17 protein-coding genes and 2 tRNA genes are annotated in these 15,764 nt (G+C 70.1%); 11 read left to right on the forward strand and 8 right to left on the reverse strand.

Annotation, left to right across the window (positions count from 1 at the left end; translation table 11 throughout):
• The first annotated feature begins 59 nt into the window (after positions 1–59).
• The 3 genes from AB0I15_RS47660 to AB0I15_RS47670 all read left to right on the forward strand — a co-directional run bounded on the left by AB0I15_RS47660 (position 60) and on the right by AB0I15_RS47670 (position 1,343).
• Positions 60–425, forward strand: coding sequence for a nuclear transport factor 2 family protein (locus AB0I15_RS47660; protein WP_358112350.1), 366 nt, complete (start codon positions 60–62; stop codon positions 423–425).
• 88 nt (positions 426–513) lie between these two features.
• Positions 514–738 carry a hypothetical protein gene (locus AB0I15_RS47665; RefSeq protein ID WP_358112353.1) on the forward strand — a complete coding sequence of 75 codons (225 nt, stop codon included), beginning with the start codon at positions 514–516 and terminating at the stop codon, positions 736–738.
• A 152-nt stretch (positions 739–890) separates the two neighbouring features.
• Complete coding sequence (locus AB0I15_RS47670; RefSeq protein WP_358112356.1) at positions 891–1,343, forward strand: hypothetical protein; 453 nt, start codon at positions 891–893, stop codon at positions 1,341–1,343.
• A gap of 53 nt (positions 1,344–1,396) precedes the next feature.
• On the opposite strand, the gene AB0I15_RS47675 is transcribed toward AB0I15_RS47670, so the two are convergent.
• The 3 genes from AB0I15_RS47675 to AB0I15_RS47685 form a co-directional block, all read right to left on the reverse strand.
• A complete protein-coding gene (locus AB0I15_RS47675) occupies positions 1,397–1,627 on the reverse strand; it encodes a hypothetical protein (RefSeq protein ID WP_358112359.1) in 231 nt (76 codons plus the stop codon).
• Positions 1,628–1,786: 159 nt separating this feature from the next.
• A complete protein-coding gene (locus AB0I15_RS47680) occupies positions 1,787–2,560 on the reverse strand; it encodes a MerR family transcriptional regulator (protein WP_358112361.1) in 774 nt (257 codons plus the stop codon).
• Between the two features lie 33 nt (positions 2,561–2,593).
• Positions 2,594–3,187, reverse strand: coding sequence for a TetR/AcrR family transcriptional regulator (locus tag AB0I15_RS47685; protein WP_358112364.1), 594 nt, complete (start codon positions 3,185–3,187; stop codon positions 2,594–2,596).
• A gap of 269 nt (positions 3,188–3,456) precedes the next feature.
• On the opposite strand from AB0I15_RS47685, the gene AB0I15_RS47690 reads away from it, so the two are divergent.
• The 3 genes from AB0I15_RS47690 to AB0I15_RS47700 all read left to right on the forward strand — a co-directional run bounded on the left by AB0I15_RS47690 (position 3,457) and on the right by AB0I15_RS47700 (position 4,690).
• Positions 3,457–3,529: transfer RNA gene (locus AB0I15_RS47690), tRNA-Leu, on the forward strand.
• A gap of 5 nt (positions 3,530–3,534) precedes the next feature.
• Positions 3,535–3,607 (forward strand) — tRNA-Glu (locus tag AB0I15_RS47695).
• Between the two features lie 264 nt (positions 3,608–3,871).
• Positions 3,872–4,690 carry a nitroreductase/quinone reductase family protein gene (locus AB0I15_RS47700; RefSeq protein ID WP_358112367.1) on the forward strand — a complete coding sequence of 273 codons (819 nt, stop codon included), beginning with the start codon at positions 3,872–3,874 and terminating at the stop codon, positions 4,688–4,690.
• A 209-nt stretch (positions 4,691–4,899) separates the two neighbouring features.
• On the opposite strand, the gene AB0I15_RS47705 is transcribed toward AB0I15_RS47700, so the two are convergent.
• Positions 4,900–5,292, reverse strand: coding sequence for a DUF6326 family protein (locus AB0I15_RS47705; protein ID WP_358112370.1), 393 nt, complete (start codon positions 5,290–5,292; stop codon positions 4,900–4,902).
• Between the two features lie 243 nt (positions 5,293–5,535).
• Between AB0I15_RS47705 and AB0I15_RS47710 the strand changes: the two genes are divergently transcribed.
• Together AB0I15_RS47710 and AB0I15_RS47715 are read left to right on the forward strand one after the other, a co-directional pair.
• Positions 5,536–6,759 (forward strand): histidine kinase, encoded by a 1,224-nt coding sequence (locus AB0I15_RS47710; protein WP_358112373.1) that lies wholly within the window; start codon positions 5,536–5,538, stop codon positions 6,757–6,759.
• Positions 6,738–7,418, forward strand: coding sequence for a response regulator transcription factor (locus AB0I15_RS47715; RefSeq protein ID WP_358112569.1), 681 nt, complete (start codon positions 6,738–6,740; stop codon positions 7,416–7,418). The genes AB0I15_RS47710 and AB0I15_RS47715 overlap by 22 nt, the downstream gene beginning before the upstream one ends.
• A 218-nt stretch (positions 7,419–7,636) precedes the next feature.
• Here the strand turns inward: AB0I15_RS47715 and AB0I15_RS47720 are convergent, their stop codons facing one another.
• Complete coding sequence (locus AB0I15_RS47720; protein WP_358112376.1) at positions 7,637–10,783, reverse strand: BTAD domain-containing putative transcriptional regulator; 3,147 nt, start codon at positions 10,781–10,783, stop codon at positions 7,637–7,639.
• A gap of 141 nt (positions 10,784–10,924) precedes the next feature.
• On the opposite strand from AB0I15_RS47720, the gene AB0I15_RS47725 reads away from it, so the two are divergent.
• Together AB0I15_RS47725 and AB0I15_RS47730 are read left to right on the forward strand one after the other, a co-directional pair.
• Positions 10,925–11,224: a hypothetical protein gene (locus tag AB0I15_RS47725; protein WP_358112379.1), complete on the forward strand. Its 300-nt coding sequence runs from the start codon at positions 10,925–10,927 to the stop codon at positions 11,222–11,224.
• A 505-nt stretch (positions 11,225–11,729) separates the two neighbouring features.
• Positions 11,730–12,914, forward strand: coding sequence for a serine hydrolase domain-containing protein (locus AB0I15_RS47730; RefSeq protein ID WP_358112382.1), 1,185 nt, complete (start codon positions 11,730–11,732; stop codon positions 12,912–12,914).
• Positions 12,915–13,056: 142 nt separating this feature from the next.
• On the opposite strand, the gene AB0I15_RS47735 is transcribed toward AB0I15_RS47730, so the two are convergent.
• A complete protein-coding gene (locus tag AB0I15_RS47735) occupies positions 13,057–13,608 on the reverse strand; it encodes a hypothetical protein (protein ID WP_358112576.1) in 552 nt (183 codons plus the stop codon).
• On the opposite strand from AB0I15_RS47735, the gene AB0I15_RS47740 reads away from it, so the two are divergent.
• Positions 13,501–14,001, forward strand: coding sequence for a DUF6192 family protein (locus tag AB0I15_RS47740; protein ID WP_358112573.1), 501 nt, complete (start codon positions 13,501–13,503; stop codon positions 13,999–14,001). The genes AB0I15_RS47735 and AB0I15_RS47740 overlap by 108 nt on opposite strands.
• A gap of 168 nt (positions 14,002–14,169) precedes the next feature.
• On the opposite strand, the gene AB0I15_RS47745 is transcribed toward AB0I15_RS47740, so the two are convergent.
• Entirely contained in the window at positions 14,170–14,949 is a 780-nt protein-coding gene (locus AB0I15_RS47745) for a maleylpyruvate isomerase family mycothiol-dependent enzyme (RefSeq protein ID WP_358112385.1), read from the reverse strand.
• Between the two features lie 135 nt (positions 14,950–15,084).
• Entirely contained in the window at positions 15,085–15,639 is a 555-nt protein-coding gene (locus AB0I15_RS47750; RefSeq protein ID WP_358112387.1) for a dihydrofolate reductase family protein, read from the reverse strand.
• Positions 15,640–15,764 lie beyond the last annotated feature (125 nt).

Below are 15,764 nucleotides of genomic sequence, written 5' to 3' on the forward strand. Positions count from 1 at the left end.
GACTTCTGAAAGTGGGCCCGGCAGGCTGGGAACCGACCGAACGTCAAGAAGGAGCTTTCATGCCGGACTACGAGAAGGCCATGCGGCCCGAGGACATCACCCGCCTGTTCGTCGAGCGGTCGAACGCCGGGGACGCGGCCGGGGTGGCGGCGCTGTACGAGGAGGACGCGGTGCTGGCGTACCCGCCGGGCGGTCGGACGGTGGGCCGGGAGGCGATCCGGGAGTTGTGGGAGAAGGTGCTGGCCGGGCGGCCGCACTTCGAGCAGGAGGAGCCGCTGCCGACCCTGATCCACGGCGACCTCGCCCTCACCTCGACCCCGCCGAAGGACGGCTCCGGCGCCCGCGCCCAGGTCGTACGCCGCCAGCCCGACGGAAGCTGGCTGCGCGTCATCGACCAGCCCGAGTTCGTCGCCCCCACCGGATGACGCGGGATTGTCGAGACCGGCCCTCCGGCTCCGACCTGTGAGGTGAGAGGCCCGGAGCCGGGCGTCGCGTCACAGCGAGGAGCCGACGATGAAGTACCTGCTGATGATCTACGGCAACACCGAGAACTGGGGGCACCCGGCGTTCCTGCGTGCCGCCGAGGCCCAGAGCCGATCGCAGGAGGAGCGCGACCGGCTCGGCCGGCAGTTCGAGACGCCGATGACGGAGATCGCGGAGTCGGGGGAGCCGACCGGCGACCGTGAAAGTGGGCCCGTCACGAACCTGCCGGGCCAGGAGCAGGGTGAATCGTCATAAGGGTAAGGAACACGCGCGGGGGAGTCCCGGCGGGCGACGAGGAAGTATGGATAGTCGCCGCGACGGGCCAAAACGCCCCTCACCCAGGCGATTCGTCGTGCGGCCGGGGATAGAGAAGACGAGAGGACATCTCCGATTCTCTGGAGGCCGGGATGGCCCGCGAGCCGATCTCACTGGATGACCTGCTGACGCGCCAGGACAGGGCCGGCACGTTGTCCACCGTCGAAGCGGTCCCCGATCGGCCCGACCGCGTCAAGGTGACGCCGTTCGTGTCCGGTCTCGGATGCTCCTGCTCCCTCGGCGTGACCGTGCCGAAGGACGCCCTGGAGTCCATCACCACGACCGAGGACACCAAGGAGTGCTGCGGCAAGCGGCTGATGGTGGTCGAGGTCTCCTTCGCCGACCCGGCGCTGAGCGAGGTCTTCCGGCAGTTGGGCCACGCCGTCGGCAAGGCCGCGCGGCAGCCGGACGTACGTGGCGGAACCTGCGCCTTCGAGCACAAGCACTGTGTCCAGAACTGCCGCCGAGCCTATCCGCTCGGCGGCAGTGCGTACCTCAGGTGCTTGGACGTGTGCCAGGAGGAACTCAACGCGTGCACGGGCTGAGGACTGGCCCCTGGTTCCCCGTCAAGCCGATGCGCGGATGGCCGGCATCGGGTTCAGAGCGAGCGCGCGAAGGTCTGGGGTTCCAGACCGGCGGCGATGCGTACCGCGCCCTGACGCTCGAGGAGGTCGGCCACACTGGGGATGGCGCTTTCCCCGACGAGTTCCTCGACGATGGTGCGCAACTGGTCCAGGAGCCCGCCCGCGGGGTTCGCGGCGACGAGCGGTACGAGGGCGGTGACCAGGGCGGCGGTGGCGAGCAGGTGAGCCGGAGTATGACGGCGCATATGTGACCTCCCGAGTGACGTACGGTGACGACTTCGCTCAGGAGATCACGAGCCGTGGCGGTCCAGGCCGGTACGCCACAGGGACCGGGCGCGTTCTTTACGCTCCCGCTCCGGCATCACCCACGAAATCGCCGCGTATGCCCCGCGCGTCCTCAGGGCTCAGGCGTCGCCACGCCCGCGCGCGGTCATGATCCGCATCGCCTCCCGTACGACCTCCGCCTGCGCCGGGGCCAGCCCGTCGAGGAAGGGCTCCACCACCTGCGGGTCCCACCCCGGTGTCGCCGGCGCGAAGTCGGCCAGCAGGTGCTCCATGCTGAAGTCCGCGATCATCTCGGCCAGCGTCCCCACCCGCGGGTCGCCGGGGTCGGCGTCGGCCAGGTCGTCCAGGCGGCGGTAGAACTCGTGCCCGCGCGCCGCCATCTCCGGATCGACCGTCAGTGTGTCCAGCATGGCGAAGGTCCGGGTCTTGTCGGGGGCGGCCGCCACGCTGTCCACGAGGACGAGCAGGTCGCGGTCCCAGGCCGCCGCCTTCGAGGCCGGGAGCTCCACCGTGCGCAGGAAGGCCAGCAGGTCGGGCGAGGCGGTGTCGTCGGGGGTCAGCGTGCCGGCCTCGGCCCGTTCGAGGACCTGGGCCAGGCGGGCGCGTCTGAGGTGGATCTCGCGTTCCTGCCTGGCCAGGTCGGCGTCGATCTCGGCGAGGATCTCGGGCAGATCTCTCGAGCGGTCCTCGGCGATGACGTCGCGGGCCTCGTCGAGGCTGAGCCCCAGCTCGGTCAGCCGGCGGACGCGGGCCAGGGCGACGGCGTCGCGCATGCCGTATTCGCGGTAGCCGTTGGCCAGGCGCGGCGGCTCCGGCAGGACGCCCTGGTGGTGGTAGTAGCGCACGGTCCGGGTGGACACCCCGAGCAGTGCGGCGAGCTCTCCGATCCGCATGTCTCCAGTTAAGACGTTGACGTGGCGTCAACGTCAAACCGGGGGGCGCAGCGCCTTGAGGGTGAGGTCGACCAGGGCGTCGGCGTAGGCGGGGGTCAGCGGGCCCGAGCGAAGCAGCCAGCGCTGGTAGAGGGGCGCATACAGCAGCTCCAGGGCCAGGTCGAGGTCCGCGTCGGCGGCGATCTGGCCGGCCCGCTGCGCGCTGCGCAGCCGGTCTTTCTTGGCCTCGTCGACCGGACCGGCCAGCTTCTCCCGGTATTGGACGGCGAGATCGGGATCGTTGATGATCTCCATGTTGAGCGCCCTGATCGGCGCCTCGAACGCCGGATCGGCGAACTCGGCCACCGTCGCCCGCATCACGACCTTGAGATCGGCCTCGATGTCGCCGGTGTCGGGCAGCGCCATGCCCTCGCCCGAGTCGCTGAGCGCCAGGAACGCGTCGAAGACCACCGCGCCCTTGGAGCGCCACCACCGGTAGATCGTCTGCTTGCCCACGCCGGCCCGCGCGGCGATGGCCTCGATCGACAGCTTGGCGTAGCCGACCTCGGAGACCAGCTCGCGGGTGGCGTCGAGGATGGCCTGACGCGACCGCTCGCTGCGCCGGGCCGGGTCGGGTGGCTTGGTCATGCGGAGCACTTTACCACGACAACGAGACGGTACGGTCCGTCTTAATTCCGCGAGTAAATTAAGTGGCCAACGCTCCCGCCCGTTACCGTCGAACTCGTCGAAAGGAAAAGTCGGCCATGAGATACGCAGCCAATCCGCCCGAACAGCGGCTGCGCCGCCCTGCGGCGCTCGGCCGCATTCTGCCGCGGCGGCTCGAAGGATAGTCCACGGAAAGGACATCCCAAGGCCGCCGGATAAGCACCGAGCGGCATTTTCTTTTTGCGCGACAAGCGTCCGTGGCCCAATGGGAGAGGCACCGGCCTTAGGAGCCGGGCGGTGCGGGTTCGAATCCCGCCGGACGTACGCGAGCCCCGTTGGTCCAGCGGTCAGGACGCCCGGCTTTCACCCGGGAAATCGCCGGTTCGAGTCCGGTACGGGGTACGTAACGGCTTGACACATCTCCCGCGAGAGGCGTGTAATGGCCGTCGCGTCGCGTGCCGCCACCCGGGGAGCAAGGGGGTGGCACGGAGGCGCCGAATCAAAGGGGATGACGCCGTGAACGCTTACTTCGGTCGTGCCTGAGCGCACCGCCCCCGCGCGTCGTCCCATGCCCTCGGCGGTGTCCTGACCCCGCTCGCATCGGCATGCCCGTGCGGGGTTCGTCATGTCATCGACACCAACACCGCCCTGGAGCCTGAACTCAGCATGCCCAACGACTTCAACCAGCAGATCATTGACGAATTCCGCGCCAACAAAGGCCGGGTCGGCGGCTATTTCGAAGGGGCCAGACTGCTCCTGCTGACGACCACCGGCGCCAGAACCGGCGCGCCGCACACGACGCCGCTCGGCTACCTGCCCGACGGCGACCGCATCCTCATCATCGCCTCGGCCGGCGGCGCGCCCAGGAACCCGGCCTGGTACCACAACCTGCTCGCCCATCCGCAGGCCACCGTCGAGGACGGGAGCTTCACCTACCAGGCCAAGGCGGTCGTGCTGGAGGGCGAGGAGCGGGCTCGCCTGTTCGCCCGCGCCGTCGAGTCCGAACCCGGCTGGGCCGAGTACGAGACCAGGTCCGGCCGAACCCTGCCCGTCCTCGCCCTGCTGCCCACCGACTTCGGGCCGCCCACGGGGTCCATGGGCGACGCGCTCAAGACGATTCACGGCGCGTTCCGCCGGGAACTGGCCCTGATCCGCCGCGAGGTGGCCGCGTCGGGGCCGCGCCTGGCCGCGCAGCTCCGGGTCAACTGCCTGACCATGTGCGAGGGCCTGCACGGGCACCACTCGCGCGAGGACGGTCACATGTTCCCCGCGCTGGAGGAGCGCTATCCGGAGCTCGCCCCGGTGATGGCGCGGTTGCGTGCCGAGCACGTGACCGTACAGCGGCTGCTGGAGGAGCTCCAGACCCTCCTCGCCGCCGACGACGTGGCCCCGCCCGCGCTGCTGGCCGGGGTCGAGCGGCTCACCCGTGAGGTGGAGGCCCACCTGGACTACGAGGAGGAGCAGCTCGTCGCGTTGCTGAACTGAAGCCCTCAGCCGGCAGGGCGCCGTGCGCGCCCTGCCGGCCACCGGAGATCAGGCCGGGCGGAGTCTGCGTTGAGGGAGGACCAGGTCGGTTCGGTCGCCTGCTCGGTCAGGTAGGCGAGCGTCTTGCCGTAGGAGGGGTTGGTGCCGCCGAGCAGGACAGCCGTCCGGCGCTTGCGCGAGGCCGGTGCGGGCCCGGCGTCGGCGAAGCCTCATCCCGCAGGACGGCTCACGGCGGGAGAGGTGTCCATGCGCCAGGCCTGCCGCAGGATGACGGCCAGGCACACCACCTCCACGGCGGCCAGGACCAGGTAGTGGGGTTTCGCCGATCCGCCGCCGATGATGAACGCCGCGGTCAGCGGGGCCGCCACCAAGGTGACCCACCGGATCACCGCCGGTTTCAGCACACGCGACAACACCACCATCACGATCGGGATCTCGACCATGACCGCGGATCCCACCAGGAGCAGCGGGGTGACGGGTACGCCCTCGGCATGTCCCGCCATGAGCCCTCGCAGGAATTCGGCGTTCAGGAAACTGAGGACATCCGCGTAGAGCATGGTGAACATGACGACGATCCACAGGGTGGAGAGTCTTGCTCGCACGTCACTCATTTCGGTCTCGGCGCCTTTCTGGGTCGTGGGACGGGGGTCTGGGGATTCCCGGCCGGTTCCGCGCGGCTGCCGGCGATGACGGAAGCTGCCCGGACCGGTCATGGGGACAGGCTGGCGCGACGGGCGGGCGCGTCGCTACGGCCGCAGGTCGGCGCCCGGATGGCCGAAGGTCGGCGGTACGGGATCTACTTTGGTCGGATTCCGCTGGACCGGGGGCGGCCGTACCCTTGGGTCGTGACGACCCCGGCCGGCCTGGACCATCGGATCCTGCTCCCCGCCGGCGCGCTCAGTGGCCCCGGGCCCGCCCCGGTGCGCCCGGCCGGGCGCACCAGGCGCGACTGGGCGGCTGATGTGGCGTTGTTCCTGCTGGCCGTTGGCCTCACGGCGCTCGGCGTGGTGGAAGGCCTCGGCCAGCATCCCGCACCGGTGCCGTTCGCGGTGGACGCCGCCCTCGGCGGGCTGAGCTGCCTGGGGGTGTGGCTGCGCCGGCGCCGGCCGGTCGGCTTCGCGGTGGTCGCGGTGGCGTTCAGCGTCTATTCGATGTCGGCCGCGGGGGTGGCGCTGATCGCGCTGTTCACCGTCGCGGCGCACCGGCGCGTGGCGGTGGCCGGCCCGATCGTGGCCGGGTGCGTGGTGGTGCCGTTGCTGACGCCGCTGGTCCGGCCGGACGTCCCGGTGCCGCCCTGGTGGCAGGTCCTGCTGGGCTTCGCCTGCATCGCCGCGGTGCTCGCCTGGGGGATGTTCGTACGAGCCCGGCGGCAGTCCCTGCGCGAACGGGCCCGGCGGGTCGAATCCGAGCGGGAACTGCGCCTCGCCCAGGTCCGCCGGTCCGAACGCGACCGGATCGCCCGGGAGATGCACGATGTGCTCGCCCACCGCCTGTCCCTGCTCAGCCTGCACGCCGGGGCGCTGGAGCTTCGTCCCGACGCCGCGCCCGAGGAGGTCGCCCGGGCCGCGGGGGTGATCCGCGACAGCGCGCACCGGGCGCTGGAGGATCTGCGCGAGGTCATCGGCATGCTCCGCGCCGGCCGCCTCGACCGGTCCGAGGAGGCGCCGGAGCGGCCCCAGCCCACCCTGGCCGATCTTCCCGACCTGGTCGATCAGTCACGGCGCGCGGGCATGCGGGTGCTGCTCGACTGCCGGGTGGGGGAACCGGCGGCCGCGCCCGCGGCGATCGGGCGCGGCGCGTACCGGATCGTGCAGGAAGGGCTGACCAACGCCCGCAAGCACGGCCGCGACGGCCAGGTGTCGGTGACCGTCGGCGGGTCGGCGGGGGAGGGGCTGACGGTCGAGGTGCGCAACCCGGCCGGCGCCACCGCCGCCGCCGGGATTCCGGGCGGCGGCAGTGGCCTGATCGGCCTGGCCGAGCGGGCCGGCCTGGCCGGTGGACGGCTGGAGTACGGCCCGACCGCCGCGGGTGAGTTCCGGCTGTGGGCATGGTTGCCGTGGCCGAGGTGAACGCCGCGATCCGGGTTCTCATCGTGGATGACGACCCGCTGGTACGGGCCGGCCTGGCGATGATCATCGGCGGTTCGCCCGAGCTGAGCGTGGTGGGCGAGGCGGCCTGCGGAGCCGAGGTGCCCGCCGCGGTGGAGGCCTGCGCCCCGGACGTGGTGCTGATGGACATCCGCATGCCCGTGCTGGACGGCCTGGCCGCCACCGAGCTGCTGCGTGCCCGGCCTGACCCGCCTGAGGTCGTCGTGCTGACGACTTTCGACGCCGACGAGTACGTGCTGCGCGCCCTGCGCGCCGGGGCCAGCGGCTTCCTGCTCAAGCACACGCCGCCCGCCGAGATCCTGCGCGCGATCGTACGGGTGTCGGCCGGGGAGCCCATCTTGTCGCCGACGGTGACCCGCCAGTTGATCGCCCACGTCGCCGACACCGGCGCCGCCGCCCGGCGGCAGCACGCCGTACGCGTGCTGAGCCTGCTCAGCGAACGGGAACGGGAGGTGGCCGTCGCCGTGGGCCGGGGCAGGTCCAACGCCGAGATCAGCGGCGAGTTGTTCATGAGCATCGCGACCGTGAAGGCCCACATCTCGCGCATTCTCGACAAGCTCGACCTCAACAACCGCACCCAGATCGCCCTGCTCGCCCACGACGCCGGCCTGACCGGCTGAACCTCACCCCGGCGGCACCTGCCCCGGATGCCCGCCGTCCCGCCTCCCGGGCGCGTTCTGGGCTCAGGTGAACCCCTAGAAGGCCATCGCCCTCTGTTCAGCGGTCAACACCCGGGGTCCCGCCATCGATAGGCCTCCGACATCGGTCGCCCCTGCCGACATCATCGGTTTCGGCGGGCCGCCTGCCTCCATCCGGGAGCACTGTCAACAGATGTGACTTATACACGTAGCTGTGTCAGACGGTCGGTGGCCTCGTGTGGGGTCAGGTCGGCGCCCCGTTCATAGGCGCTGTCGTAGTCGGTACGGCCGAGCGACTCCGCGAGCAGCTCCGAGAACCGGCGCAGTTCGGTGTCGCCGTGGTCGAAGGCGCCGCGGATGGCCTGACTCAGGCCGAGCGCGGTGGCCGCGCCTGCCGGATCGCCCTCCAGCAACAGTAGCCTGGCCAGGAGTTGAGCAGCCAAGGGGGCATCCATGATCGCCTGCGCCGCCTCGACAGCGCGGGGCATCAGTTCGCGGGTGCGTACGGCGTCGCCAGCGGTGAGGAGGTTGGCTACCCGAGCGAGGAGCAGCCGACGGTCGATGGCCTCCGCCGACTGGGGCAGCTTGCGCAGGAGCGCCTCCATCCGGTCGAGCGCTTGATCGGCGCGTTCGACCTCTCCGGAGCGGCGGTGCAGTTCTGCCTGGACGCCGAGCACCTCGATCTCCAGCGCCGGCTGGCCACGCCGCCAGGCCGCTCGTTCGGCGGTGTCGATGTCGCGCCTCGCGCCGGCCAGGTCGCCGGCGCGCACGCGTTCTGTGGCGAGCCCGAGCCGGGTGGAGACCTCGTCCTGCGAGCCGAGGTCGGTGGCGATCGCGAGGCTGTGCTCGTAGGCGGTGATCGCCTGGTCGTGGTCTCCGGCGATGGCGTGGATCTGGGCCAGGCCGTACAGCGCCTTCGCCGTCCACCACCGATCGCCCGTCTCCTCGAACAGGCGCAGTGCCGTGGTCATCGCGGTCGCGGAGCCCTCCCGGTCGCCCTGTTCGCGATGGCGCATGGCTTCGATCATGAAGGTGCAGGCGATCGCCCAGTGGTCCGAGCCGCTGCGCACCCGGGCGATCTCTTGATCGAGCAGCTCGTCCAGCCCGAGTATCGCCGCCATCACCACCACTATCGTCAGCAGCATCGGATAGCGGCGCAGCGCGCCCGTGCGCGCGCAGTCGCCGATGAGCGCGCGGAGCCGCTCGGGGTCGGTGATCGGCCCGCCCTCGACGCCCACCAGGTGGATCGCGGTGAACGCGGCGCGGGCGTCCGCGGGCAGCGCGTCGCCGAACTCGGTGACCTTGGCGATGTAGGTCTCGGCCCGGGCGTCGTAGCGGAGCATGACCCAGTACCAGTACAGCGGTCCGAGAATCCGGGCCGCGGTCTCGGCGTCGTCTCCGTCGATGGCCGTTTGCAGGGCGTACATCAGGTTGTCGTACTCGGCCTGGAACAGCCGCAGCGACTCCGCCTGCTTGTCCGAGCGCAGCAGCGGCTCGTGTTCGTCGGCCAGGTCCGCGAAGTACCGGGTGAGCCCACGCAGGACGGCGTGGGTCTCTCCGGCGAGTCGGAGCTTCCCCGCCGCGTGTGCCCGGATGGTTTCCAGCATCCGGTAGCCGTCGCCGGCCCGCTCCACGATGGATTTGTCGACCAGGGAGTCCAGGAGGTAGACAACCTCGTCCGCGGGAAGCGTCTCATCCGCGCAGACCGCTTCGATCACCGCGATACCCGTCCGCGCCGGAAATATCGATATCCGGGCGGCCAGGGTGCGCTCCTGTGAGGTGAGGAGATCCCAGCTCCACTCAATGACCGCATGCAACGTCTGCTGGCGGGGCTGGGCGGTCCGGTTACCGGTGCTGAGCAGCCGGAAGCGGTCATCCAGCCGCCGGGCGATCTGCTCGGCACTCATGGTCCGCAGGCGTGCCGCGGCCAGTTCCAGGGCGAGCGGCAGCCCGTCCAGCCGGCGCACGATGTCCACGACCGGCCGCGCGGTCGACGCGTCCAGTGCGAAGCCGGGTCGTACGGCTCCCGCCCGGTCGAGGAACAGCCGCACCGCGGCCGATGCGGAGACACGATCGCGATCCACGTGCTCCGGGGGGAGACCGAGGGGTCCCAGGCGGCACAGCGCCTCACCCATGACGTCCAGCGGTTCCCGGCTCGTGGCCAGGATGGTCAGGTCCGGCTGGCGCTCCAGCAACTGCCCGGCGAACTCCGCGACGGCTCCGGAGATCTGTTCGCAGTTGTCCAGCATCAGCACGCCTTCACCACCGGCGAGCAGGTTGACCACCCGCTCCAGTAGCGTGCCGGCCGGCTGGGCTCCGGCGAGGCTGATCGTGCTCAGCACCGCCTCCACCAGCCCGTCGGCCGTGTTCACCGCGGCCAGCGAGACCAGCCAGGCCCGGCCTCGCTGATGGACCCGATGCCGGCTCACGGCCTCCACGGCCAGCCGGGTCTTGCCCACTCCTCCAGGGCCCACGACGGTGACCAGCCGGGAGGACTCCAGCAACCCGGCCAGCAACCTCAGCTCCTCCTGTCTGCCGACGAAGCTGGTCAGTTGGGCGGGCAGACGTCCTGGCACTGCGTGCGGCCGAGCCTGTCGCGCCTGGGGGTGCTCCCGCTCACCCCGCAGTACGGCGAGGTACGTCTCGCGGAGGTCCGCGGAGGGGTCGACGCCCAGTTCCTCGGCGAGGGTGCCGCGGACCTGGTCGAACACGGCCAGCGCGTCGGACTGGCGGCCTGCCGCGTGCAACGCTCTCATGCGCAGTCCGGCCAGCCGTTCGCGCAGCGGGTGACCGGCGGTCAACGCCGCCATATCGGCCAGGATCTCGTCGTGGTGGCCCAGTCGCAGCTCCGCCTCGAAACGGTCTTCCATGCCCGCGACCCGTAGCTCGTCCAGCCGCGCGCCGGCCGTGGCGGCGAAGGGGGTGTCACGCACGTCGGCCAGCGCGTCTCCCCTCCACATCGCCAGCGCCTCGTCCAGCAGCGAGGCCGCTCGCCGCACGTCACCCGCGGCCAGTTCGCGACCGCCCCGCTTCGCCTTCTTCTCGAACCGACAGGCGTCGACGTCCTCGGCGCGTACGTGCAGGCGGTACCCGCCGGCCGCCCTCTCCACGACCTCGGCCTCGCCCAGAGCTTTGCGCAGCCGATGGACCAGCCCATGCAGTGCGTTGACGGTGCCCCCGCGCGGATGCTCCCCCCACAGGCCGTCAACGAGTGCGTCGACCGGCACTGTCTCGCCCTCGGCCAGAGCCAGCCGGGCCAGCAGCGCTCGGACCATGACGCCGCCGACCTCGATCGGCGTGCCATCGTCGGCGCAGGCCCGGACCGGTCCCAGCAACTCCATCCGCATGCACAAAGGCTATGAGCACGAAGACGCGTACGTGCCGTTTGAAAGTGGCGCCATACCGGCTAAAAGAGCGTTCTAAGACGCATGTAAGCGCCGGTGGACACCGTGGAGGACGTACGGAAGAAACCTCCGAAAGGCAGTGCAATGGCAGCCCACGAGAACGTGCAGCAGGTGCTCGACTGGTCGGTGGCCGAGGTCGGCATTCCCGGCATCTGGATGCCGCACGCCCGCTACGGCCTGGGCATGTTCGAGTTCGACGAGCAGGCGACCGGCGGCCGGACGCTGCGCGGCGTCGGCGGCAGCTTCTGGGGCTCCTATTTCTTCGCGGTCGGCACTCCCGATGGCCGGCACACCATCGCCGTGCACACCAACACCGAGTGGAAGTCCTGGGACCCCATGTTCAAGATCATCGAAGCGGAGTTCGGCGTTTCCATCGGTGCGTAAGCACGCCGCCCACCACCGCCGACATCCGCACCAGCGCGACCCAGTGCACCGACGCCACCGACGTCGCAGCCGCCGAACGCGCCCGCGTCACCTACGCAGGCGGCCGCCTGACGGTCAGGGACCGCTCGAGCATCCGATCCCTTCCCGGACGCGCGCAGTGACGGTCGAACTGCCCAACGGCTCGGCGCTCGACATCAGCCTCCGCGACGGGCACCTGAACGGCCAGGGCCGCCTGGGCGAGGTACGGGCCCACGTCTCCCGTGGCCACATCCACCTCGCCCGCACCGGCGGGTCGCGCCTGAGCACCGGCGACGGCGACATCACCGTGGCCACGCCCGGGGCCAGGCTGCCCTCACCACCGCCGACGACCCCGAGGTGTCCGACGGCAACACCGTCGAGCTCCACGCCCACGTCACCCAGGGCGACATCCTGCTCCATCGCGTCACCAGCCGACTCACGTATTCCCCTACACCAACACTCCACCTGTATGAATGGCGATCGACCCATGACCAAGATCCTCCGCACCACCACCGCCTGCCTGCTCGCCGCCGCAGTCGCCGTGACCGTAAGCGCGTCGTCGGCGGCGGCCGGCGACCACGCCGACCGCCGCACCGACGACCACGCCCGGCTCCAGCGGGTGCTTGACCGAGCCGTGGCCGACGGCTTGCCTGGCGCCATCGCTGAAGTCCGTGACGGCCGCGGGTCATGGTTCGGTACGGCAGGCGTGGCCGACACCGACACCGGCCTCAAGCGCCGCCGGCAGGAGTACTTCCGGGCCGGCAGCACCACCAAGACGTTCGTCGCGGTCGTGGTGTTGAAGCTGGCGGCCGAGGGCCGGCTGAGCCTGGACGACACCGTGGACAGGTGGCTGCCCGGCGTGGTGAAGGGCAACGGCCACGACGGCGGCAAGATCACCATCAGGCAACTGCTCAACCAGACCAGCGGTATCTTCCCCTACACCTCGGATGAGGGCCTGGCGACCGAACAGTGGAGCACCGCCTTCCTCAAGGGCCGTTTCAACAGCTACCGTCCCGAGCATCTGGTGAAGGTGGCCATGGCCAACCCGCCCTCCTTCGCGCCGGGCAAGGGCTGGGGCTACTCCAACACCAACTACACGCTCGCCGGGATGATCATCGAGAAGGTCACCGGCAGGTCCTACACCGAAGAGATCAACCGGCGCATCATCCGCCCGCTCGGCCTGCGCAAAACGTACCTGCCGGGCGAAGGCACGAAGCTGCGCAAGCCGCACGCACGGCACTACGTCAAGTTCCTGGTCGGCGAGGACACCACAACCCCCTACGACCTCACCGACATGAACCCCTCCTGGGCCGGGGCGGCCGGCAGCATCGTCTCCACCATGAGCGACCTGCACACCTTCTACCGGGCAGTGCTGAACGGCCGTTTGCTGCCGCCCGCACAGCAAACGGAGATGTTCACCGCTGTCTCCACCAAGGGCGTGCAGTGGATCGACAACACCGCCTACGGGCTCGGCATCTTCTCCCAGAAGCTGTCCTGCGGCGTGACGGTCTGGGGCAACGGCGGCAGGATCCACGGCTCCTGGACCTATGCGATGGGCACCCGAGACGGCAGGCACATGGTCGTCACCAACATCAACGGCGACTGGGACAACCCGATCAGCATCCTCACCAAGGAAATGGAAGCCGAGATGTGCCCGCCGAGATCACGATGACCGCTCAACAGCACCGGCTCATCCGGCCTCACGAGCACGAGGCCGGATGAGCTCGCGCACCGCATGCGGCTCGGCGGACGCCTTCCCGGCCATGCCGAACCTGGAGCGCGCCGGCGGCAGCCAGGCTGTGAGTCCCGGTGGTTCAACGGCCAGGAAATTCCGGCGAGGTCTCGGCGCGGCGGGCGGCGTCCTGGTTGGGATGCTTTGACGTGGGCGGCCATCCGCTTGCACGGCATCTCGAGCACTTCGCACAGCCGGGCCAGGGTGGAGAACCTGATGGCCCTGCCTTTGCCGGTTTTGAGGGTGGCCAGTCGACGTCGCCGGGCACCAGGTACGCGTCGATGGTCATCATCCGGGGCCGCCGCGGAGCATCACCAGCGCGTTGGGCAGCCACGTGAGCAGGTGCAGAGCGGCCGGCAGCGGCGCGCGCCGGATCGTAGAGGCTCGCCTCGACCATGACGTCCACCGCGTGTACTCCCTGGGCCAGAGCGCCGTCGAATGACACGTTGGCACGCGACGGCCAGAGCCCGGTGAAGCCGTAGGTCGGCCCGGCGTGTGCCACAGCGTGCATCGCATCCTGGCGGAGATCCCCGAGGACGAGAAGCGGTGGACGACCATCGCGAAACCGCCACGCGACGAGCGGACGGGTGAGCACCGGTGGACGCAGGATGCCGCCGAGCGGCTGGTCGATCATCCGGTCAGCGTGCAGGAGAAGGTCGAGCGTATTCACGATTTGGCCCGCGATCAGCAGGTCGCTGCCCGGGTGGCCACCGACCTGCTGCGCCGGTCGGGCGACGCGCTGAACCGGCGTTTCTCCCCGAGGCGTCCAGCCGACCCGGCGGCAAAGAGCAGGGTGAGCCACCGGGCCGAGTTATGCCTTACTCGAAGACCTCAAGGTGATAGTGCGAGGTGGTGTGGGACCAGTGCGCGCCTTGAATGCCGTTACACCGCCAAGTGCCTCCCAAAAGCCTGCCGGCGGCACGGCAGCTATTTTGGCCCGCGGTGGTCAGTGGATAAGACGCGACATACTCCCAGGCGGCCGCCGCGCTCGACGTGGCGTTGGCTGGAGACGTGGCGAACGCGCTGATGGCGACCGCTGACGCCATGGCGGCTGCAGCGGCGGCCATACATATGATCTTGTTCCTCATGCGGCGACCTTACCCTTTCTCGATCATCCTCGGGTCCGGTCGTTACAGGTTCTGCTGCGGTGATCTCCGGGCAGTCGCGGCGATCAGGTGGCCTGGACACGCGTGGATCAGCCCTCGGCGATCCAGTCCATGTGCTCGATCCAGTGGTCGACCAGCGTCCGATCGCCTTCCACTTCCAGCGCCGGAGCCGCATCCAGGGGGCGACGCCTGCTGATCACGAGCAGGAGATCGACGGCTGGGCCGCGTAGTACGACGTCCGCCTTGGTGTGCGTGCGCTCCAGCACGACCATGTCCGGCTCCCGGCGTGCCACCCACTCCCCAGGCGCGTCGGTCGCGTGGAAATGCAGAGTCTGACCGCCCCCGCGCATCGCGTCGGCGAAGCCCGACCTGTTCTCCCAATAGCCGCGGGAAGTCATCGTCTTCAGCCAGTCCTCGATGGCGGCGACGGCAAGCTCCGGCGCCAACTCGTACCGCACGCCGAGCGCCACCGCCGCGTCCGCGCGATGCACGCAGACCTCGCCGAACAGCCGGCGTGACCAGAACGGCACGCCCGCGGCGGCGCCCGACGGATCCCACACCGGTGTGTCATCGGCGGCCGACGCGAACGCCTGTCTCGCCTCGGCCGCGCCGTCGCTCAGCCAGGCGCGCCACTGGCCCGAATCGGTCGGACCCGGGACGTGGCCGGCGAACGCCCTGCTCGGCTCGGTCATCTGCTCGCCCACGAGCATGGTCACCATGCGCTGTGTCCCGCCGACATGGTCGACAAGATCGGCCAGCGTCCACTTCGGACATGTCGGTACCGGGGTCGCCGCGTCCCTGCCGTGCACCCAATCGGCCAAGGTGGCCGTCTGCTCGACGACGGCCGTCAAATACGCGGATGTGTCCATCGCTGCACCTCCAAGTGCTTCGTGCCCAACCCGGAGTTCGCGGGCCAGGTCACTCGGTCAGTAATCATCGCTCTAGAATGCGGGCAAAAGACCAACCGCGCCAGAGCGCTCGCGTCGTCGACGCTCCAGGCGGGATCAGCCGGTCGCGGGCCGGTAGCGCAGCCACACGACCCCCGACCGGTACGGGGTCGCGGCCACCAGTTGCAGGCGGATGGGTCCGACGCCGTCGAAGATGCGCGGGCCCGTCGCCCACAGCGTGGGATGGACCCGGAGCCAGAACTCGTCGACCAGCCCCTGGCGGGCGAGAGCATGGGCGAGCTCTCCGGCGCCGGAGACGATCAACCTGCCGCTGTGCGCGTTCTTCAGCTCCGCCACCGCCTGGTCGAGTTCACCTTTGATGAGCGTGGCGTTCCATTCCAGCGGCTCCGTCAGCGTGCGCGACGCGACGTATTTCGGCATGGCGTTGATCCGGCCGGCGAAGCGCCCGAGCACGGGGTCCTGTGTCAGGTGGGGCCAGACGGCCGCCAGGCCTTCGTAGGTCTTGCGGCCGAGGACCAACGCGTCGGCCAGAATGAGCTGCTCCAGCCCGGCGTCCGAGCTGTCGGTGTCGAGCACCAGCCAGTCCTCGGGTGAGGGCGACTCGAACACGCCGTTGGCGGCGATGTCGTTGTGGACGACGAGCTGTCCCATCGGGGGTTCTCCGATCTCCGTTCATGGAGGGGCGCCCGCGAACGATGGCGGACGCCTCTCCCCTCACATGCCGTGAACGTTAGGAGTGGAGGTGACCGGGCCGCATCGGTCGAACGACTGGCGGT

The sequence above is a fragment of the Nonomuraea sp. NPDC050643 genome, from assembly GCF_040654715.1.
Lineage (GTDB): Bacteria > Actinomycetota > Actinomycetes > Streptosporangiales > Streptosporangiaceae > Nonomuraea.

Coding starts and splice junctions, on each gene's coding strand:
- AB0I15_RS47660 (WP_358112350.1), top strand. CDS start 60: ATGCCGGACTACGAGAAGGCCATGCGGCCCGAGGACATCACCCGCCTG.
- AB0I15_RS47665 (WP_358112353.1), top strand. CDS start 514: ATGAAGTACCTGCTGATGATCTACGGCAACACCGAGAACTGGGGGCAC.
- AB0I15_RS47670 (WP_358112356.1), top strand. CDS start 891: ATGGCCCGCGAGCCGATCTCACTGGATGACCTGCTGACGCGCCAGGAC.
- AB0I15_RS47675 (WP_358112359.1), bottom strand. CDS start 1,627: ATGCGCCGTCATACTCCGGCTCACCTGCTCGCCACCGCCGCCCTGGTC.
- AB0I15_RS47680 (WP_358112361.1), bottom strand. CDS start 2,560: ATGCGGATCGGAGAGCTCGCCGCACTGCTCGGGGTGTCCACCCGGACC.
- AB0I15_RS47685 (WP_358112364.1), bottom strand. CDS start 3,187: ATGACCAAGCCACCCGACCCGGCCCGGCGCAGCGAGCGGTCGCGTCAG.
- AB0I15_RS47700 (WP_358112367.1), top strand. CDS start 3,872: ATGCCCAACGACTTCAACCAGCAGATCATTGACGAATTCCGCGCCAAC.
- AB0I15_RS47715 (WP_358112569.1), top strand. CDS start 6,738: ATGGTTGCCGTGGCCGAGGTGAACGCCGCGATCCGGGTTCTCATCGTG.
- AB0I15_RS47720 (WP_358112376.1), bottom strand. CDS start 10,783: ATGCGGATGGAGTTGCTGGGACCGGTCCGGGCCTGCGCCGACGATGGC.
- AB0I15_RS47725 (WP_358112379.1), top strand. CDS start 10,925: ATGGCAGCCCACGAGAACGTGCAGCAGGTGCTCGACTGGTCGGTGGCC.
- AB0I15_RS47730 (WP_358112382.1), top strand. CDS start 11,730: ATGACCAAGATCCTCCGCACCACCACCGCCTGCCTGCTCGCCGCCGCA.
- AB0I15_RS47735 (WP_358112576.1), bottom strand. CDS start 13,608: ATGATCGACCAGCCGCTCGGCGGCATCCTGCGTCCACCGGTGCTCACC.
- AB0I15_RS47745 (WP_358112385.1), bottom strand. CDS start 14,949: ATGGACACATCCGCGTATTTGACGGCCGTCGTCGAGCAGACGGCCACC.
- AB0I15_RS47750 (WP_358112387.1), bottom strand. CDS start 15,639: ATGGGACAGCTCGTCGTCCACAACGACATCGCCGCCAACGGCGTGTTC.